The sequence below is a fragment of the Streptomyces sp. YKOK-I1 genome (assembly GCF_054660435.1).
Window position 1 is genome coordinate 1,570,758 of the sequence record NZ_BAAGDR010000001.1, and the last position, 19,287, is coordinate 1,590,044.

Here is a 19,287-nt window from a genome sequence, read left to right on the forward strand (position 1 = left end):
GCCTGGGAGGCCGTTGCCGGTACCTGAGCGTTGGAGCCCCCGAGCGTGTCCCCCAGCAGTACGACTGACGAACTTCCCACGGCCGAGCGGCCGTACACCCACGAGATGGTCGTGGTCCACCGTGTCTTCCGCCGCGAGTCGGCGCTGCTGCCCCGGCTGGTGCGGGCGGTGCCGGACGGCGGCACGGCCCGCGCGGCACAGGTCGCCGGGCATCTGCGCGAGTACGTGGACGGCCTGCACCACCATCACGCGCTGGAGGACGAGCTGGTCTGGCCGTTGCTGCAGGCCCGCGCCGCGCACGACGCCGAGCTGGTCGACCGGATGGAGGAGCAGCACCGGCGGATCGACCACACGCTCGAGGCGGTGGCCCAGTGGGCGCCCCTCTGGGAGCGGGCGGCGGACCCCATCGCGGGTGAGGAACTCGCCCTGGCGCTCGACGCACACCGCACGGCCCTGCTCGAACACCTCGACGACGAGGAGCAGTTGGTGCTCCCGCTGATCGCCGAGCACCTGACCGTCCCGGAGTGGGATCTGGTCGGCACGCGCGGTCTGGAGCGCATACCGAAGAACAAGCTGTTCATCGCCCTCGGCGCGCTGCTGGAGGAGGCGACGCCCGAGGAGCGGCGGTTCTTCCTCGGCAAGGCCCCGCTGCTCGGCCGGCTGCTGTGGGCGGCGGTCGGCAGACGCCAGTACGCCGCCGCCGTCCGCGCGATCCGCGGTCCGCTGGAAGGGCGGTAGGGACATGGCCGTACTCGACTCCGCCCCGCTCGACGTCCTGGACGCCTACCGCACCTGCGAGTTCGTCACGCTCGGCAAGGACGGCACGCCGCTGGTCTGGCCGACGGCGGTCCAGCGGCGCCCGGACGGGACGCTGCTGCTGTCCACGTCCCTGGCGTTCGCGCAGAAGGCGCTGAACATCCGACGTGACGGGCGGGTGGCGCTGCTCTTCTCCGACCCGACCGGCAGCGGACTGGACGTCGCCCCGGAGGTGTTCGTCGGGGGCCGGGCCGAGTGCCCGGACGAGATCAGGACGGGTCCGCAGGGCGCCGAGGACTACTGGCGGATGCTCTTCGAACGGCAGCCGCACAGCCGCGCGTACGTGTCGGTGCCGTTGCGCCGGATGATGGCCTGGTACTACCTGCGGCTGCTGATCACGGTCACGCCGGACCAGGTGGTCGTACGGGAGCCGTTCGTGCCACCGCCGGCGGCGGGCGCGCCGGCGCCCGGCGCTCTGCCGGGCGCCGATCGGCTCGCCCGGTACGCGAGCGCGGTACTGGCCGCGCGGGACGCCTCGGGGGCGCCGGTGCTGGCGCGGACCCGGCCCGTCCCGGCGGACGGCGGTTTCGCCGTCGCGGTCCCCGCCGACTGCGCCGCCGCCCCCGGTCCGGCCTCGCTGCTGGTGCACCGGCACGACGAGAAGATCAACCACATGCAGAACGCCTTGGTGCGGGGCGAGTTGAGGAGGGCCGGGGAGTCCTGGCTGCTGGTGCCGGAGCGGGTGGTGGAGCCGATGGGTTCGGGGCGGCCCACCGACGCGTTCAAGGTCCTCGGCCACACCCGGCGGGCCACCGCCCGCTATCTGGAGCGCCGCGGGCTGGCGCAACCGCCCGTCCAATGGGCGGAGTTCAAGGCGCTGGTGGCGCAGGTCAAGGCCCGCTGACCCGCACCAGCCCGGCGACATGGGCGGTGACCATGTCGAGGACGTCCGTCCCGGCGGCCGCCTCACCGAGGACCAGGTAGTTGAGGGTCAGCCCGTCGGTCATCGCGGCCAGATAGCGGGCCAGGACCGGCACGGGGACGCCGAGTTCGAGGTCCATGCCCCGGCACAGCTCCCCGATGAGCTCGGCGTAGGCCTCCTCGTAGAGCTCGTACTGCCGGCGTGCCAGGTGGGCGAAGCCGGGCTCGCGCAGGGCGTACTGGGTGAGTTCGTAGGTCAGCATGTGCTCGTCGGGGTGGGCGCGGACGTGGTCCCAGTACGCCTGGAACCCGGCCCGGACCGTCTCCCCGAGGCCGGCCCTGGGCAGGAGCGCCTCCTTCACGACGCTCACCGAGTGGGCGGTGAGCGTCGTGATGACGGACTCGACGAGGGCCTGCTTGGAGTCGAAGCAGTAGTGGAAGACGCTGAGGGACACCCCGGCCTCGGCGGCGATGGACCGGGTGGTCGTCCTCGGGACGCCGTCCCGGGCCATCGCTCTGATCGCCGCTTCCGTCAGCTGTCTGCGCCGCTGCGCCGACGGCATCCGTGCCATGCGTGTCCCCCGTTGTCGTACGTCAGGCGCTGTGGACGCCCACCTCGTACAGCGAGTATCCCCAGTCGGTGCCGCGGTCCAGGCCGTGGACCCGGACGTAGCGGGCGGGGGTGCCGGTGAACTTGGCCGTGTCCAGGCCTCCGTCGCCGGAGGTGGTGGACCAGGCGGTCGTCCAGGTGGTGCCGTCCGTGGAGAGCTCGATGCGGTACGACTTTCCGTAGGCGCGCTCCCAGTCGAGGGTGACGCGGGAGACCAGGTTGGTGGAGCCCAGGTCGACCTGCCAGTACTGGTCGTCGCTCCAGTCGCTGGCCCAGCGGGTGGAGTCGTCGCCGTCCACGGCCCGGCCCGGCTGGTAGCTGGTGAGCGGGTTGGACTCGGACGAACTGGCCGTGGCCGTCTGCCCCTTGGCGAGGTTGACGGAGGCCTGGTGCTGCTCGGTGGCCCCCCAGGTGTCGAGGTAGGTCTCGGTGCCCCGGAAGAGGTCGTCGACCACGTCCTGTCCGCCGACCTTGCGGATGTCCTCGATCCAGTCGGGGATCATGCCGACCTGGGCGGCGCCGTCGGTGTTGAAGTCGAAGGTGCGGGAGCCGGTGGTCTGCTTGTCGATGACCGAGCCGCCGTCGACGCTCTTGAAGGGGTACGTCACCTTGTTGGCGGCGTCGGCGCCGCGCGGGGCGGGGTGGTCGCCGATGCCGTTGAAGTCGGTGCCGAAGCCGTACCCGACGCCGTACTCGTCGCGCAGCGCCTCGGTGCGCTTGGCCTCGGTGACGAAGTCCGTGGAGCCGTGCATGTACTGGGCGACGAAACCGCCGAGGGAGTAGACCCGCTCGGTCCAGTTGAGGTCCATCCAGCTGTGCGAGGAGAGGACGCCCGGGTAGCCGGCGGCCTCGAAGATGTCCAGGGCCTGGCCGGTGGCCTTGACGCTCATGTGGTCGATCTCGAGCATCATCTTGCGCTTCATCATCCCGCGCACGGCGTACTCGCCGAGGGAGGTGAGTCCGCGGGTGTTGCACTGGGCGTTCTCGTCGTACTCGGGGACCTCGGTGCCCGCCGGCAGGTCGGCCTCGGCGTCGGAGGAGGCGGTGCCGATGGGGTTGTCGTGCATGGCGGTGGTGCACTTCTCGGTCTGCCAGAAGGTGCCGGTCGACAGGAACTGCCCGACGTTGATGGCCGTACCGAGGCCGCCCTCGTCGAAGCGGACGCCGCACAGCGCGTTGTCGAACTTGTGGCACAGGAACATGCTGCGCACGCCGAGGGAGTACAGCTCGTCGAGGCCCTTGTCGATGTCGGCCTTGCTGCACTGGGCGATGTCGAAGATCTGCTTGCAGCCGAACGGCTCGGAGGTCTCCACGCCCAGGATCACGGCCAGCTTGCCCGCCTTGATGACCTCACGGGCCTGCGCGCTGTCGGTGACGATCCGGAACCAGCCCTTGCCGGTGCCGCCGTACATCGTGTCGATGTAGGCCTGGAGGTCGTACGTCAGCTTCGCCTGGAGCCGGATCGAGGTCATCTCGTCGCAGCTGCGGTCCTTGAAGGGGTAGACGGAGCAGATCATGCCGTTGGTGACGAGGTCGTTGACCAGCACCCGCTGTCCGCCGCGCCAGGCGCGCTCCACCCAGGCGTAGTAGTTCGCCTGGTGGGTCATGGAGTCGTACGCCGGCCAGTCCGCGAAGGTCGGCCAGCCGACCGGGTCGTGCTTGCCGTCACCGCCGTGGGTGATGTAGTCGAAGAGCGCGAGGGTGCCGTCGGGGTAGTGCTCGGGACAGTCCTTGAGCGCGTCGGCGACACCGGACGCGGAGAACACCTTGCCGCAGATCAGCCGGCCGCCGAAGGCCTCGTTGGAGAACAGGTGGTTGTGCGCGTCGACGAACCCGCGCACCTCCCCGGCGGAGTTGGTGCCGGTGAAGGGCTCACCGGTCACGTTGATCTGGGAGTCGGGGGACGGCCGGGAGGTGGGCGTCCACCAGTCGGTCCCGGCCGCAGAACTCTGCGCGGGGCCGAGGATCGAGGCCAGTACGAGAAGGAGCAGCGAGACGACGGTGACGTCGCGGCGTCTGCGGTACGGGCGTCCGGTCATGGTCACAGCCCACGTCCCTCGGTCGGCGGGTCGCGCGGTCGACGAGGACGCTTTGAACGCCCTTGGGGTTGTCATGACCGACGCAAGATAGTGGGTCGAGAATGCGGACTGACGCCTTTCCGAGTCAAGAGTCCGGGACGCTTGACCTGATGCGCGGGGAGAAGTGGCGGCAGAGAGGAACTCCGCGACGATGGACAACAGTTGAACAATCGGACGGTGATTCCCTTCCTTCCGGAACATTCCTGAACGAAGGACGGAAACCCATGACGCTCAAGCGAATCGTCCGACGAGCCGCCGTACCCGCGGCGATGACGGCCGCCCTGGTCGGTGCCACGCTGGCCGCGGCCCCCTCGGCGAGCGCCGCCGAGAGCGACTGCCCCGCGGCGATGGTGTGCGTCTTCCAGGACATCTACTTCCAGGGACGCATGGTCGGCCAGACCGATCCGTACCGGTCGAACATCGGCGACTACATGAACGACCGGACCAGCTCCATCGTCAACCGGACCGACCGGGACATCTGCTTCTACCAGAACATCGACTACCAGGGGGACATGCTGATGTGGGTCCCCGCCCGCTCCGCCGCCGGTGTCCTGGTGGAGGGCGCCAACGACCGCATCAGCTCCTTCAAGCCCTGCTGGTAGCCCATCCGGCAGCGATTTTGAACGCGTTCAAAACAGAGTAGGCTCCCTGGCACACGGTGAGGGGAGTCCGCTCGTGAAGTTCGTGGTGCCCGGAGGGACCGGGCAGGTCGGAAAGGTGGTGCGGCGGGCCCTGACGGCGGCCGGGCACGAGGTCGTCGTGCTGAGCCGGCGGCCGTCCGGGCCGGGCGAGGTCGCGTGGGACGGGCGGACCCCGGGGGCCTGGTTCGAGGAGGTCGACGGCAGTGACGTCGTGATCGGTCTGGCCGGGCGAAGCGTGAGCTGCCGCTACACCCCGGAGAACCTGAAAGCCATGATGGATTCCCGGGTGGACTCGGCACGCGTCGTGGGCGAGGCGATCGCCGCCGCCGCGCGGCCGCCGGGGGTGTGGCTCCAGATGAGCACCGCGACGATCTACGCCCACCGCTACGACGCGGCCAACGACGAGGACACCGGGGTGCTCGGCGGCCACGAGAGCGGTGTGCCGGGGTACTGGGGCTACAGCGTCGACATCGCCACCGCCTGGGAGCGGGAGCTGGCGGCGGCCGGCACCCCGCACACCCGTAAGGTCGCGCTGCGCTCCGCCATGGTCATGAGCCCGGACCGGGGTGGGGTGTTCGACGTCATGTCCTGGCTGGCCCGGCTGGGTCTGGGCGGACCGGTGGCGGGCGGCGCGCAGTACGTGTCCTGGATCCACGACCGGGACTTCGTGCGCGCGGTGGAGTTCCTCGTCCAGCGCGACGACCTCGCCGGACCGGTGAACCTGGCCGCCCCCGCGCCCCTGCCGCAGCGCGCCTTCATGCGGGAGCTGCGCTCCGCGTGGGGCGTCCCGGTGGGGCTGCCGGCGACGAAGTGGATGGCGGAGCTGGGCGCTGTCGCCCTGCGCTCGGACACCGAACTGCTCCTGAAGAGCCGGCGTGTCGTCCCCGGCCGTCTGCAGGCCGCGGGCTTCACCTTCGACCACCCGCACTGGCCGGGGGCCGCCGAGGATCTCGTACGACGTCGCAGACACCGCCCGCCAACGCCATGACGCGGGTCACGTACCGGCGAACGTCAGTGTTCTGACGGGGAGTCGTCAGGTCGCTGCGGTTGCATGACCGGGGACGTTCCCGTACGGCACGATGTTCCGCCGCGTGCCCGGCCTGCGGGTCGCGGCGAAGCCGGCGGAGATCCCCTTCAAGGACGACGGGATCGTGTACGGCGTCCATCAGCTGCCGGTGCGCTGGTGGCGCACCGGGTCCGGCAGCCCGGGACCGCGCGGACGTGCACAGGGGGCGTCGTCCGCGCGGTGTTTCGGGAGAGCGTCAGCTCGTGGCGCGCACCGCGTCACGGATCAGCTCGGCGACCTCCTTGGGGCGCGAGACGGCGACCGCGTGCGAGGCGCCCTCCAGCTCCACCACGGTCGCCCCGGCCCGCTGGGCGCCGAACCGCTCCACCTCGGGGTTGATGGCCTCGTCGGCGGCGGCGATCAGCGCCCAGGACGGCTTGGTGTGCCAGGCTGCCGCGGCGGCCTTCTCCTCGAACACGGCGGCGGCCAGCGGGCGCTGGGCCGCGGCGAGCACCTTGGTGACGTCCGCGGGGACGTCGGCGGCGAACACACCGGGGAAGGCGTCCTCGGCGATGGTGACCTCGACGGCGGTCTCCCCGCTCGGAGTGGGGTACGTCCACTCCTTGAGGTTGCTGACCAGCGGGGCCAGCGGGAAGCGGCCCTGGAGCTCCCCGAGGCTCTCGCCCTCCTCCAGGACGTAGGCGGCGACGTAGACGAGCCCGACGACGTTCTCCGTGACACCGGCGACCGTGATCAGGGCGCCGCCGTAGGAGTGGCCGACGAGCACGACGGGGCCGTCGATCTGGGCGGCGACGGAGGCGACGTAGGCCGCGTCGGAGGCGAGGCCGCGCAGGGGGTTGGGCGGGGCGATCACGGGGATCCCGTGGCCCTGGAGTTCGGTGATGACGCCGGACCAGCTGGTGGCGTCGGCGAACGCGCCGTGGACGAGGACGACGGTGGGGGTGGTGGACATGGTGATGCTCTCCTGGGATCAGACGTGCAGCGCGTCGCGCAGGGTGCCGACGGCGAGGGTGATGGCCGCCTCGGCGGCGTGGGTCGGGCGCAGGGCGTTGAGCATCACGAAGTCGTGGATGATGCCCTGGAAGCGGACGGCGGTGACGGGGACACCGGCCTCGCGCAGCTTGTTCGCGTACGCCTCACCCTCGTCCCGCAGGACATCCGCCTCACCCGTGATGACCAGCGCCGGAGGCAGGTCCTTCAGCTGCTCCACCGTCGCCCGCAGCGGGGACGCGGTGATCTGCGCCCGCTCACCCGCATCGGTCGTGTACTGGTCCCAGAACCACTGCATCCCGTCCCGCCGCAGGAAGTACCCCTCCGCGAACTGGCGGTAGGACGCGGTGTCGAAGGAGGCGTCGGTCACCGGGTAGAACAGCACCTGCCGCACCAGCGGGACACCGCCCCGCTCCTTCGCCATCAACGTCAGCGCCGCCGCCATGTTCCCGCCGACGGAGTCACCCGCCACCGCGATCCGCGCACCGTCCAGGCCCTTCGACGCACCCTCCTGCACCACCCACCGCGCCACCGCGAAGTTCTGCTCGATCGCCACCGGATACCGCACCTCCGGCGACAGGTCGTACTCCGGGAACACCACCGCGGCCTCGGCGCCGACGGCCAGCTCGCGTACCAGCCGGTCATGGGTGTGCGCGTCACCGAACACCCAGCCCGCACCATGGATGTAGAAGATCACCGGCAGCGCACCCCCGGCACCGGCCGGGCGCACGATCCGCGCCCGCACACTCCCCGTCGGACCACCCTCGACGGTGATCCACTCCTCGTCCACCGCCGGCTTGGCGATATCACCGGACTGCACCTCGTCGACCGCCTTCCGGCCCTCCGCCGGAGGCAGGTCGAACAGGTACGGCGGGTTCGCGGTCGCCTCGGCGAACGCCGCGGCCTCGGGCTCGAGCACCGGCACGACCGGCTCTACGACGTCGGACATGGCATCTCCTGCTGTGTCTAGATGTGCGTTGTTCTCCTCACGGACGCTAGTTCCGCCGGGTCGCCGCGCCTTGCCCGCGAGTGCACCGGCGTTGTCCTCACCGTGCACGGCGGCGGTCGGCGCGGCCCGCGGTGTCGCGCCATTCGCTGGGGGACATGCCGTAGGCGGCCCGGAAGACGCGGCTGAAGTGGGGGGCGCTCAGAAAGCCCCACCGGGCGGCCACCGCCGCGATGGTACGGCTGCCGCGGCCGTGGCGCATCAGGTCGCGCCGGCATTCGTCGAGCCGGCGGCGCAGGATCCAGCGGCCCACCGAGGTGCCCTCGTCCTTGAACAGCTTGTGCAGATGGCGCACGGAGACGTGGTGCGCCCGGGCGATCACCTCCGGTGACAACTCCGGTTCGGTCAGGTGCAGTTCGACGTACTCCAGGACCCGGGTCAGCACCGGTGAACGGGGGGATGCCGGGTCGGGGGTGCGGGCGCCGAGCTGCTCGACGGCCAGGGTCGACAGGAGGTTCACCGCGTTCCAGGCGAGCATCTCGCCGACCTGAGGGCGTGCCTCGGCCGCCGCGCGGGCGAGGTCGGACAGGAGCGGGGAGAGCAGAGTGCCGAGGCGCGAGGCGCGGGCGACCGGGGTGCGCGTGACGCGCCCGGCGTCGGCCTCGGTGAGCCCCAGCAGGTCGGTCGGCACGAGGAACACGGTGGCCCGGAACCGCTCGGGGAAGTCCAGGACGGGGGCGTGGCGGATGTCGTAGAAGCAGATGTCCCCGGGGGTGAGAGGGAGGGTGAGGGGCTGGGGGGCGGGCTCCGCCGTGCCGCCCCGCAGGCCCACGAAGAGGTATTCGCCGGTGGTCCGGGCCCGGAGCCGGTGCGCGGGGTGCGGGCGGCCCTCGGCGGGCAGCGGCCTGCGGGGCTGCTCCCCGTGTTCCTGGGTGAGGATCTCGACGCCCAGAGGCGTACGGACGGTGATGATGGTGGTCACGTGCCCGGACGGTAGGTCCGCGGTTGTGCAAAAAGAGTGACAGTGGAGTGCGGGCGCTGTCACGAACCGAGTTCGGTGGCCAGGGCCCGCAGCAGGTCGTGCAGGGTGTAGCGGCCGGGCGCGGGCTCGGCGAGGAGGTGGGCTTCGGCGAGGAGGCCGAGGAGGCGGCGGGTGGTGCGGGGCGGCAGCCCGGTGAGGGCGGCGGCCGTCGCCGGGGTGATGGGGGGTGCGGGGTGGCGGGACAGCGCCCGGAAGAGCCGCGCGCCGTCGTCCGGCAGCCGGTGGTGGGAGGCGAGGAGGGCGGGGCGCAGGGCGGACAGGGCGTCGAGGCCGCCGTGCGCGGCTCGCAGTTCGGCGGCGACGGCGGCGAGGGAGAGGTGCGGGTGGCCGGTGAGGCGGGCGGCGACGACCGTGAGGGCCAGCGGCAGCCGGCCGCAGTGGGCGAGGATCTCGGCGGCGGCCGCCGGTTCGGCGGCCGTCCGTGCGGGGCCGGCACGGCGGGCGAGGATCGCGTGGGCGTCCGCGGTGGACGGCGGTTCGAGCCGGAGCGGGCGGGCACCCGCGGCGACCAGGCCGGGCAGGGCGTTGCGGCTGGTGACGAGGGTGAGACACCCCGGTGCGGCGGGCAGCAGCGGGCGCAGCTGCTCGGTGCCGAGGGCGTCGTCGAGCACGACCAGGGCGCGGCGCTCCGCCAGCAGGGTGCGGTACAGCCCGGCCCGGGCGGCCGGACCGTCCGGCATGCGCCGCTCGGTCACCCCGAGGGCGGTCAGCAACTCCCGCAGCGCGTCGACCGGTTCGAGCGCGGGCCGGCCGGGGTCGGACCCGCGCAGGTTCACCTCCAGCCGGCCGTCCGGGTACCGGGCTGCCGCCCGGTGCGCCCAGTGCGCGGCGAGGGCGCTCTTGCCCACCCCGGGCATCCCCCCGACGAGCACCACGCCCGAGGCCCGCGCCAGTTCCGTCAGCCGCGCGGACTCGTCCTCCCGCCCCACGAAGAGGCCCGTGCGGGAGGGCGGCGCGGTTCCGCGCGGTGCTCCCCCGTGTCCCGCGGCTCCCGAGCGGCGCACCTCCTGCCGCAGGACCCGGGTGTGGGCGGCCGTCAGTTCCGGGCCGGGGGTGAGGGAGAGGTCGGTGGCGAGACGGCGGCGGATGTCGTCGTACGTTCCGAGCGCCTCCGCCTGGAGGCCGCAGGCGGCCAGGGCGAGCACGAGACGGGCGTGCAGGGGTTCGTCGAGGGGTTCCTGCGCGGCGGCCTCGCGCAGGGCGGGGAGGACCTGGTCGGCGTGGCCGGAGAGCAGGGCGGCGTCGGCCGCGAGACGGGCGGTGTCGAGGAGTTCACGGTGCACGGCCGTGAACCGGACGTGGGCACGGACGGGTTCGGGGATGCCCATCGCCAGCGGGCCGCGCCACTCCCCCAGCGCCCGGATGAAGCGGCGGGCCGCCGTCTCGGCCCGTCCGGTGGCCGCGGCCCGTTTGCCCTGCCGGGTGAGTTCACGGAACCGCAGGAGGTCGACCTCGTCCGGCTCCGCCACGAGGACGTAGCCGCCGGTGCGGCGCAGCAGACGGCTGCCGGGGGCGCGGGGCGGCAGTCCGGGTTCCAGGAGGCGGCGCAGGGCGGCGGCGTAGCGGCGTACGACGTTCGGCGCGCTGGCGGGCGGCCGTTCGGCCCACAGGGTGTCGAGGATCTCGGCGGTCGGCACGGTCCGGCCGGCGTGCAGCAGGAGCAGGGCGAGCAGGGCGCGCTGCTGGGGGAAGCCGAGGTCGAGTTCCTGAGCGCCGCGCCGGACCCGGACGGGCCCGAGGACCTGGAACCGGGTCGGTTCAGCAGGCACCGGCCCGCCCCTCCCCACCCCTCAGCCGCGTCTCGACCGCGTCCGCGTCGGGGTGGCCGAGCCCCCGGAGCAGGGCCAGTGCCCGGGTCCACGCCTCGTGGGCCGACGGCTCGTCGCCCATGGCGAGATGGGTGTCCCCGGCGCGGGTCAGGATGTCGGCCTCCAGGTACGGCACGCCGAGGTCCCGCAGCAGGGCGAGGGCGTTGCGGTAGCCGAGGAGGGCGTGCGGGTGGCGGCCGAGGTGGTGGTGGGCGTAGGCGATGCTGTCCCAGGTGGCGGCCTGGCCGTACCGGTCGCCGAGGTCCTGGAGCATGCGCAGCGCTTCGTGGCAGTGTGTCAGCGCCGGCCGGTACTCGCCGAGCAGGGCGTGGTACCAGCCCACCGAGTTCAGGACGCTCGCCTGGGCCGCGCGGTCGTCGAGGGCGCGGAACAGGGCGAGGGCGAGCCGGTTGTGGCGCAGGGCTCCGGGCAGGTCACCCAGCTGGTCGGACTCCCAGCCGAGGCTGCGGTGGGTGTGGGCGCGGCCGGTGTCGTCGCCCAGTTCGGTGAAGAGGTCCAGGGCCTGTTCGAGGCGGGGGACGGCTCGGGTGTGCAGGCCGAGGCGGCCCTCGATCCGGGCCAGTCCGCGCAGGCCGCGGGCGAGAAGGACGGGGTCGGCGAGCCGCCGGGCGGTGTCGAGTGCGGTGCGCTGTGCGCCGAGCGCGTCGTGCCAGTGGCCGCGTCGGTCGAAGAACGGCTCCAGGGACCAGGCCAGTTGGCAGGCGAGGCGTTCGCGCGCGGGCCGGCCGGAGGCGGCGGCCGTGGTGACGACGGCGAGCAGGACGGCGTGTTCGGCGGTGAGCCAGGCCAGGGCGCGGTGGTCGTCGGTGAGCGGTTGGGGCCGGGCGCCCTCGGGCGCGGGCGGTGGGGGCAGCGGGTCGGAGGTGGGGGCGAGGAGGCGGTCGGCGGTGTGCGCGGTGTGCAGATAGTGGTGGTGGAGCCGGTCGAGGGCGGTCTCCCGCGCGGTCGCGGTCTCCCGCTCGTGGAGGAGTTCGCCGGCGTGGGCGCGCAGCAGGTCGTGGAGGGAGTAGCGGGCAGGGCTGTGCTCGGCGACGAGATGCAGGCCGGTCAGCTCGGCGAGCAGTCGGCGGGTGCGGCGCTCCGGGAGGCCCGCGAGGGCGGTCGCGGCCGGAAGGGAGAGGTCGGGGCCGGGGTGCAGGGCCAGAAGCCGGAACAGGCGGGCGGCGTCGGGGGACACGGCGTCCGTGGACCAGGAGAAGACCGTGCTCACGTCGGCGGAGGCGTCGGCGCGGGCGAAGGCGTCGAGGCTGCCGTGGGCCTCGCGCAGTTCGCCGGCGATGTCGGCGAGCCGGAAGTGGGGGTGGGCGGCGGCGCGGGCGGCGACGCAGGCGAGGGCGAGGGGCAGCCCCGCGCACAGGGCGCCGATCTCGTCGGCGGCCCGTGGCTCACCGGCCACCCGTGCCGCGCCGAGCCGGCGGACGAGGAAGGCGCGGGTCCGGTCCGTGTCGAAGGGGTGCAGGACCAGGGAGCGGGCCCCGTGGGCGGCGACCAGGCCGGGCAGTTCGTCGCGACTGGTGACGAGCGTGAGACAGCCGGGCGAGCCGGGCAGCAGCGGTTGCACGTGCTCCGTGTCGCGGGCGTTGTCGAGCACGACGAGGACGCGCCGGCCCGCCAGGGTGCTGCGGTAGAGGGCGCTCTGCGCGGCCGTCCCGTGCGGGACGCGTTCGGGGGGTACGCCGAGGGCGTCCAGGAATCCGCGGACGGCCTCTCCCGGTTCCATGACCGCGCCGGACGGGTCGAAGCCGCGCAGGTTCACATAGAGCTGTCCGTCGGGGAACCGGTCGGCGATCCGGTGCGCCCAGTGCACGGCGAGGGTGGTCTTGCCGACGCCCGCCATACCGCCGACTGCGCCGATCACCACGGTGCCGGGACGGGGCTGCTCCGCGTCGAACAGGGCGAGCACCTCGTCCAGTTCGGCCTCGCGGCCGGCGAACAGGGGCTGGTCGTACGGCAGTTGCGACGGGGTGACGTGAGGGAGGGTGCCGGTCGCGGCGGGGGCGCCGGGAAGTGCGTCGTGGGCGTCCCTCAGTTCGGGGCCCGGGTCGATCCCCAGTTCCTCGGCGAGCCGGGTCCGTACCGTCTCGTACACGGTGAGCGCCTCGGCGCGGTGACCGGCCGCGGCGAGCAGCCGGAGCAGGCCGGCGTGGACGGGTTCGTCGAGCGGATGGTCGGCGGCGGCCCGGCGCAGGGGCGGCAGGGCCCGCTCCGGCAGTCCGGCGCGCAGGGCCGCGTCGGCCAGCTCCCGGGCGGCCGCCAGCCGTTCCTTCTCGATCGCGTCGAACAGAGGGTGGCTGCGGGCGGGCGCGGGGATGCCGTCGCCGATCGGGCCGTGCCACAACCCCAGGGCCTCGGTGAGGAGTTCGGCGGCCCGGGCGGGTGCGGTGTCCGTGTCGTGCCGGGCGATCTCGCGCAGTGCGCGGAACCGCGGGAGGTCGGCCTGGTCACCGTCGGTGACGAGCCGGTAGCCGCCGGCGTCGCGGACCAGCCGGCTGCCCTCGGCGCGGGCGGGGAGCCCGGGTTCCAGGAGGCGGCGCAGCGAACCCACGTGCCGCCGGACGACGTTGACCGCGCTGCGCGGCGGTTCGGCTCCCCACAGCACGTCCACGATCTCGCTCATGGCGACCGGTTGTCCCGGCTTGGCCAGCAGCAGCGCCAGGAAGGCGCGCTCCTGCGGCCCGCCCGCGTCCAGCTCCGTCTCCCCGCGGTACACCCGCACGGCGCCCAGCACCATGAACCGCACCGGCTCCGGCGGCACGCGATCCCCTCCCCTTCCTGTCCTGCCCCCGCTTCGACCTTACGTCACCGGCGGAGTCACCCAGAGTTACGAACCGGACGTCCGCCCTGTTCACCGGGGTCGCGGTCGGCCGGGACTGCGCCGTGTGCCTGACTTCCGGGTGTCGTCCGGCACGGCGCCTCGGTGTGCGCGGCCGGCGCGGTGACAGTGGGCGTCTCCCCCGCCGTGCGCTCCGCCGGCCTTCCGCGACGCAAGGAGATCTCATTGCGCCTGTCACCTCTCGGGGCCGCCGTGGCGGCGGTCGTGCTGCTGGCCCCGCCCGCGCGGGCCGGCGCCACGTCCCTGCCGCCCCTCGCCGACCCGGCCCGCTACGTCAACCCCTTCGTCGGCACGAAGCCGGGCGGGGCGGACTGGGGCCACGGAGGCGGCGGCGGAAACACCTTCCCCGGTGCGTCGGCGCCGCTGGGCGGCATCCAGTGGAGCCCGGACACGGTCACCCGCCAGTTCGGCGGCTATGCCTACACCGACGACCGCATCCGCGGCTTCAGCCTCACCCACCTGTCCGGCGCGGGCTGCGGCGACTACGGGAACGTACCGTTCATGCCGCTCACGGGCCGTCCCGCGGCCGACCCGGAGGCGCGGTACGCGACGTTCTCCCATGCCGCCGAGCAGGCGTCGCCCGGCAGTTACCGGGTCGACTTCGACAACGGGATCCGCACCGAGCTCGCCGCCACCCGGCGGTCCGGGGTCGCCCGGCTGACCTTCCCGGCGGACGCCCGGGAGCCGGCCGGGCTGACCGTCGACGCCGGGCGGGCCTGGAACAAGGCCACCGGCGCGGTCACCGTCGGCGCCCGGACCCTGTCCGGCTTCACGGACAGCGGCGGCTTCTGCGGTACGTCCGTGCGCTACCGCCTCTACTTCCACGCGGAGTTCGACCGGCCCTTCGCGTACAGCGAGCCGCTGGACGGGCGGACGTCCGGGGCGTACGTGTCGTTCGCGCCCGGCACCCGCGAGGTGACCGTGCGGGTCGGCATCTCGTTCGTCAGCGAGGACGCGGCCCGCCGCAACACCCTCGTGGAGCAGCGCGGCCGCTCGCTCGACAAGGTACGGCGGGCCGCCCGCCGGGAGTGGAACGGCTGGCTGGGCCGGATCACCGTGGCCGGTGGCAGCGAGGCGCGGCGCCGGATGTTCTACACCGCGCTGTACCACTCCCTGCTGCACCCCGGCGCCTTCAGCGACGCCGACGGCCGCTACCGGGGCTTCGACGGTCTGGTCCACCGCACCCGGCCCGGGCATGTGCAGTACGCGAACTTCTCCGGCTGGGACGTGTACCGCTCCCAGATCCAGCTGCTGGCGCTGCTCGCCCCGCGCGAGGCGTCGGACGTCGCCCAGTCCATCCTCGAACAGGGCCGTCAGGGAGGCTACTTCGACCGCTGGACGCTCGCCAACGGCGGCACCGGGGTGATGGTCGGCGACCCGTTGCCCGCGATGGCGGCCTCCGTCCACGCTTTCGGCGGCACCGACTTCGAGGCGGGCGAGCTGCTGCGCACGGCCGTCGCCGGCCGCCAGGACGACCGGCAGCGCCCCGGACACACGTACTACGACACGCTCGGCTACATCCCCGCCGGGACGAAGGGCGTCTGGGGCGCGGCGGCCACCACCCTGGAGTACGCGGTGTCCGACGCCGCCCTGGCCCGGCTGGCCGGCCGGCTCGGCGACACGGAGACCCGGGCGGTGCTGGAGCGCGCCTCGGGCAACTGGCGCAACCTGCTCCATCCCGACAGCCGTTACCTCCAGCCCCGCCGCGCCGACGGCACCTGGCCGGCGTTCAGGCCGACGCAGCGCCGGGACTACGTCGAGGGCAACGCGGCGCAGTACACCTGGATGGTGCCGCACGACCTGCCCGGCCTGTTCACGGCGATGGGCGGCGACGCGGCCGTCACCGCCCGCCTCGACACGTTCTTCACCGAGTACAACGCGGGCGCCGACCTGCCGTACGCCTACCTCGGCAACGAACCGTCCTTCAACACCCCCTGGGCCTACGACTACCTGGGCCGCCCCGACCGCACCCAGGACACCGTGCGGTCCATCCTCACCACGCTCTTCGGGGACGGTCCGGACGGCCTGGTCGGCAACGACGACCTCGGCGCCATGTCCTCCTGGGCCGTCTGGGCCGCCCTCGGTATGTACCCCCAGATCCCGGGCAGCTCCCAACTGGCCCTGGCCAGCCCGCTCTTCCCGCTCACCCAGATCCGCCGGGGCAACGGCGTGACCATCACCGTCGTCGCCCCGCAGGCCTCGGACACGCACTCCCGCGTCCGCGAGGTCCGTCTCGACGGGCGTCCCACGGACCCCCGTTGGCTGCCCGACTCCTTCCCCGCGAAGGGCGGAGCGCTGACCTTCGGCCTCTCGGCCCCGTGAGGGCCGGCTCACCGGTGCAGTGCGTCCCGCAGGGTGCCGACGGCGAGGGTGATGGCCGCCTCGGCGGCATGCGTCTCGCGCAGGGCGTTGAGCATCACGAAGTCGTGGATGATGCCCTGGAAGCGGACGGCGGTGACGGGGACACCGGCCTCGCGCAGCTTGTTCGCGTACGCCTCACCCTCGTCCCGCAGGACATCCGCCTCACCCGTGATGACCAGCGCCGGAGGCAGGTCCTTCAGCTGCTCCACCGTCGCCCGCAGCGGGGACGCGGTGATCTGCGCCCGCTCACCCGCATCGGTCGTGTACTGGTCCCAGAACCACTGCATCCCGTCCCGCCGCAGGAAGTACCCCTCCGCGAACTGGCGGTAGGACGCGGTGTCGAAGGACGCGTCCGTCACCGGGTAGAACAGCACCTGCCGCACCAGCGGGACACCGCCCCGCTCCTTCGCCATCAGGGTGAGCGCCGCCGCCATGTTCCCGCCGACGGAGTCACCCGCCACCGCGATCCGCGCACCGTCCAGGCCCTTCGACGCACCCTCCTGCACCACCCACCGCGCCACCGCGAAGTTCTGCTCGATCGCCACCGGATACCGCACCTCCGGCGACAGGTCGTACTCCGGGAACACCACCGCCGCCTCGGCACCCACCGCCAGCTCACGCACCAGCCGGTCATGCGTGTGCGCGTCACCGAACACCCACCCCGCACCATGAATGTAGAAGATCACCGGCAGCGCACCCCCGGCACCGGCCGGGCGCACGATCCGCGCCCGCACACTCCCCGTCGGACCACCCTCGACAGTGATCCACTCCTCGTCCACCGCCGGCTTGGCGATATCACCGGACTGCACCTCGTCGACCGCCTTCCGGCCCTCCGCCGGAGGCAGGTCGAACAGGTACGGCGGGTTCGCGGTCGCCGCGGCGAAGGACTGGGCGGCGGGTTCGAGAACGGGGCGCTGAGCGGCTGTGTCGGTCATGGCGACCTCCTCGGTCGGGGTGCCGCGGGCAGTTCCCGACGGTAGTCCCGGTCGGGAGAGGCGGCACATCCAGAACGGTAGCGCACGATTAAGTCGTGCACAACTAATGAGCCCTCGATCAATTGGTGGGAGATAGGATCGAGAGGACTTCAATGAGAGGGCGATGCCGCCATGACCATGCTCCTGGACGACCAGCTCTGCTTCGCCCTGTACGCCGCGTCCCGTGCCGTCACGGCCCGTTACCGTCCGCTCCTGGACGAGCTGGGCCTGACCTACCCGCAGTACCTCGTGATGCTGGCGCTGTGGGAGCGGGACGCGATCTCCGTCCGCGACCTGGGCGCCGCGCTCCAGCTGGAGTCCAGCACCCTCTCCCCCCTCCTCAAGCGCCTGGAGGCGCAGGGCCTGCTGCGGCGCGAGCGCCGCCCCGACGACGAGCGCTCGGTCGCCCTGCGGCTCACCGAGGCCGGCGCGAGCCTGCGCGAGCGCGCGACGGGCGTCCCGCTCGCCATCGGCGACGCCATGGGCCTCACCCCGGAACAGGACGCCCTCGCCAAGCAGCTCCTCCGCCTGGTGACGGCGAACGTCACGAACGGCTGAACCCGAAAACGGCCTGTCGGTGCCTCTTCCTCCCCCGATAGACTGACAAATCAGAGCTACGCGGGTGCAGTTGACGGGGGAGGCCGCCATGTCCGGGGACCAGTACGGCAGATACGACCAGGGGTTCGTCATGCCGCCGATGCCGGTGGCGCCGCCGCCCGCACCGGCGGACGGGGTGCGGGCGGTGGCCGTGGCGGTGCTCAACCTCAGCGGGCTCGGCCTCGGTTACGCGCTGGTGCGCCGCTGGGTGCTGATGCTGGCGTGTCTGGCCGCGACCGCCGTACTGCTGTTCGTGGCGCTGCCGGCCGACCCGGACGGGGTGCCGGTTTTCGCGCTGGTGCTGTACGTCCTGTTCCTCGTCGCGGTGGCGGCGCACGGCGCCGTCGTGGGCCTGCGGACCCGGCTCGCCTGGCCGCCGTCCGCGCCGCTGGCGCTCGCGCTGGGACTGGTGCTGCTGGTCGCACCGGCCGGGGGCGTCGTGGCGTACGACGGGGCGCGGGACGAGGCGACGCAGCAGATGCTCCTCGACCGGCTGGACGAGGCCGACCGGCAGGTGGAGGCGGCCGGCGAGCGGGCGTTCTCCTCGGCGCAGTCCGACTACCGCGAGGCGCTGCAGGTCTACGAGAGCCTGAGCGCCGACCACCCGGACTCCCGGGCGGCCGCGAAGGTGCCGGCGCGGATGAAGACGTACTACGCGACCGTCGGCGCGGTCTACGAGAAGGGCGACTACTGCGAGGCGATCGCCCCGCTCGACTATCTGCGGTCGGTTCCGAAGAAGATGCCCGAGACCGACCTGAGCGAGCTGAAGACCTGGCCCGACGAGCGGCTGGCCACCTCGCTCTACGAGTGCGCCTCGGACGGTCTCACGAGCGGGCAGTCCACCTGGGCCTCGCAGTTCGGCGAGCTGCTCACCACCTTCCCCGACTCGGCGCAGGCCGCGAAGGTCGAGCCGGCCGTGGGCTCGGCCGTCTCCGCGAAGGTCAAGGGGCTCAGCGGCAGCGACCCGTGCACGGCGGTCGAGCAGCTCAAGACGCTCAGCGGCCAGATCCAGACCATCTCGGCCGAGGACGGGAGCGTCACCGGGGCGCTGGCCAAGGACGCCGACCGGGCCTCCGGCAGCGCCGACTCGGGCACGTACAACTGCGGCGTCGACCAGTACAAGGACGGGGACTTCGACAAGGCGCAGACGACCATGGAGGAGTACGCCTCCGCCCACAAGAGCGCCAAGAACGCGGCCCTGGCGAAGAAGATCGCGATCGCCGCGGAGGTCGCCCAGACGGTTCCGGCGGCCGGCAAGAAGCTGCCCACGACCCGCTCGGGCGGCAGCATCTCGGTGACCGTCCAGAACGACAGCCCCGACGACATCACGGTCATGTACACGGGACCGGTGACCGGCAGCTTCAAGCTCAAGGGCTGCGGCAGCTGCAAGGCGTACACCTTCACCGACACGCTCTCGATCGGCTTCAAGCCCTGCAACGCGAACAAGAACTACCCGGAGCGCACCATCAGCCTGCCGGCCGGCACGACGTACTTCGTGCACAAGCCGAACGGCGACAGCCTCGCCTCGCCGGCCTCGGACACGGCCAAGCTGCAGCCCGGGTACATCTACACGGAGTGCGCCTACACCACCACGAGCCTGTCGTAGGACAGAAAGCGGAATTCCCCCACTTTCGGGTAAAGCGCGTGCAACCATCGGGCCAACCAGACTGTCTCCCCTGATA

At 72.8% G+C, this 19,287-nt stretch carries 15 protein-coding genes; 7 read left to right on the forward strand and 8 right to left on the reverse strand.

Annotated features, from left to right (window positions below; translation table 11 throughout):
- The first annotated feature begins 45 nt into the window (after nucleotides 1-45).
- Both ACYQ8Q_RS06435 and ACYQ8Q_RS06440 read left to right on the forward strand, forming a co-directional pair.
- Nucleotides 46-738: a hemerythrin domain-containing protein gene (locus ACYQ8Q_RS06435; protein WP_460062695.1), complete on the forward strand. Its 693-nt coding sequence runs from the start codon at nucleotides 46-48 to the stop codon at nucleotides 736-738.
- A gap of 4 nt (nucleotides 739-742) precedes the next feature.
- On the forward strand, nucleotides 743-1,660 hold the full coding sequence (locus ACYQ8Q_RS06440) for a pyridoxamine 5'-phosphate oxidase family protein (RefSeq protein ID WP_460062696.1): 918 nt from the start codon (nucleotides 743-745) through the stop codon (nucleotides 1,658-1,660).
- Here ACYQ8Q_RS06440 and ACYQ8Q_RS06445 read toward each other — a convergent pair.
- Complete coding sequence (locus ACYQ8Q_RS06445; RefSeq protein WP_460062698.1) at nucleotides 1,647-2,249, reverse strand: TetR/AcrR family transcriptional regulator; 603 nt, start codon at nucleotides 2,247-2,249, stop codon at nucleotides 1,647-1,649. The two genes, ACYQ8Q_RS06440 and ACYQ8Q_RS06445, sit on opposite strands and share 14 nt — an antisense overlap.
- A gap of 22 nt (nucleotides 2,250-2,271) precedes the next feature.
- The gene (locus ACYQ8Q_RS06450; RefSeq protein ID WP_460062699.1) at nucleotides 2,272-4,326 is read right to left on the reverse strand and encodes a galactose-binding domain-containing protein; all 2,055 of its coding nucleotides are present in this window, start codon (nucleotides 4,324-4,326) and stop codon (nucleotides 2,272-2,274) included.
- Nucleotides 4,327-4,589: 263 nt separating this feature from the next.
- On the opposite strand from ACYQ8Q_RS06450, the gene ACYQ8Q_RS06455 reads away from it, so the two are divergent.
- Together ACYQ8Q_RS06455 and ACYQ8Q_RS06460 are read left to right on the forward strand one after the other, a co-directional pair.
- On the forward strand, nucleotides 4,590-4,967 hold the full coding sequence (locus tag ACYQ8Q_RS06455) for a peptidase inhibitor family I36 protein (RefSeq protein WP_460062700.1): 378 nt from the start codon (nucleotides 4,590-4,592) through the stop codon (nucleotides 4,965-4,967).
- Between the two features lie 73 nt (nucleotides 4,968-5,040).
- The gene (locus tag ACYQ8Q_RS06460) at nucleotides 5,041-5,994 is read left to right on the forward strand and encodes a DUF1731 domain-containing protein (RefSeq protein ID WP_460062701.1); all 954 of its coding nucleotides are present in this window, start codon (nucleotides 5,041-5,043) and stop codon (nucleotides 5,992-5,994) included.
- A gap of 274 nt (nucleotides 5,995-6,268) precedes the next feature.
- Here ACYQ8Q_RS06460 and ACYQ8Q_RS06465 read toward each other — a convergent pair whose 3' ends face one another.
- From ACYQ8Q_RS06465 to ACYQ8Q_RS06485, 5 genes are all read right to left on the reverse strand, one after another.
- A complete protein-coding gene (locus tag ACYQ8Q_RS06465) occupies nucleotides 6,269-6,985 on the reverse strand; it encodes an alpha/beta fold hydrolase (RefSeq protein ID WP_460062702.1) in 717 nt (238 codons plus the stop codon).
- Between the two features lie 18 nt (nucleotides 6,986-7,003).
- On the reverse strand, nucleotides 7,004-7,972 hold the full coding sequence (locus tag ACYQ8Q_RS06470; protein WP_460062703.1) for an alpha/beta hydrolase: 969 nt from the start codon (nucleotides 7,970-7,972) through the stop codon (nucleotides 7,004-7,006).
- A 97-nt stretch (nucleotides 7,973-8,069) separates the two neighbouring features.
- Complete coding sequence (locus tag ACYQ8Q_RS06475; RefSeq protein WP_460062704.1) at nucleotides 8,070-8,951, reverse strand: helix-turn-helix domain-containing protein; 882 nt, start codon at nucleotides 8,949-8,951, stop codon at nucleotides 8,070-8,072.
- Between the two features lie 59 nt (nucleotides 8,952-9,010).
- Complete coding sequence (locus ACYQ8Q_RS06480) at nucleotides 9,011-10,780, reverse strand: AfsR/SARP family transcriptional regulator (protein WP_460062705.1); 1,770 nt, start codon at nucleotides 10,778-10,780, stop codon at nucleotides 9,011-9,013.
- Nucleotides 10,770-13,595: an AfsR/SARP family transcriptional regulator gene (locus ACYQ8Q_RS06485; protein ID WP_460062707.1), complete on the reverse strand. Its 2,826-nt coding sequence runs from the start codon at nucleotides 13,593-13,595 to the stop codon at nucleotides 10,770-10,772. The genes ACYQ8Q_RS06480 and ACYQ8Q_RS06485 overlap by 11 nt, the downstream gene beginning before the upstream one ends.
- A 243-nt stretch (nucleotides 13,596-13,838) precedes the next feature.
- Between ACYQ8Q_RS06485 and ACYQ8Q_RS06490 the strand changes: the two genes are divergently transcribed.
- The gene (locus ACYQ8Q_RS06490) at nucleotides 13,839-15,995 is read left to right on the forward strand and encodes a GH92 family glycosyl hydrolase (RefSeq protein WP_460062708.1); all 2,157 of its coding nucleotides are present in this window, start codon (nucleotides 13,839-13,841) and stop codon (nucleotides 15,993-15,995) included.
- Between the two features lie 8 nt (nucleotides 15,996-16,003).
- Here the strand turns inward: ACYQ8Q_RS06490 and ACYQ8Q_RS06495 are convergent, their stop codons facing one another.
- Nucleotides 16,004-16,969, reverse strand: coding sequence for an alpha/beta hydrolase (locus tag ACYQ8Q_RS06495; protein ID WP_460062709.1), 966 nt, complete (start codon nucleotides 16,967-16,969; stop codon nucleotides 16,004-16,006).
- Between the two features lie 177 nt (nucleotides 16,970-17,146).
- Between ACYQ8Q_RS06495 and ACYQ8Q_RS06500 the strand changes: the two genes are divergently transcribed.
- Complete coding sequence (locus tag ACYQ8Q_RS06500; protein ID WP_460073196.1) at nucleotides 17,147-17,566, forward strand: MarR family winged helix-turn-helix transcriptional regulator; 420 nt, start codon at nucleotides 17,147-17,149, stop codon at nucleotides 17,564-17,566.
- 88 nt (nucleotides 17,567-17,654) lie between these two features.
- On the forward strand, nucleotides 17,655-19,211 hold the full coding sequence (locus tag ACYQ8Q_RS06505) for an outer membrane protein assembly factor BamD (RefSeq protein ID WP_460062710.1): 1,557 nt from the start codon (nucleotides 17,655-17,657) through the stop codon (nucleotides 19,209-19,211).
- Nucleotides 19,212-19,287: the final 76 nt, after the last annotated feature.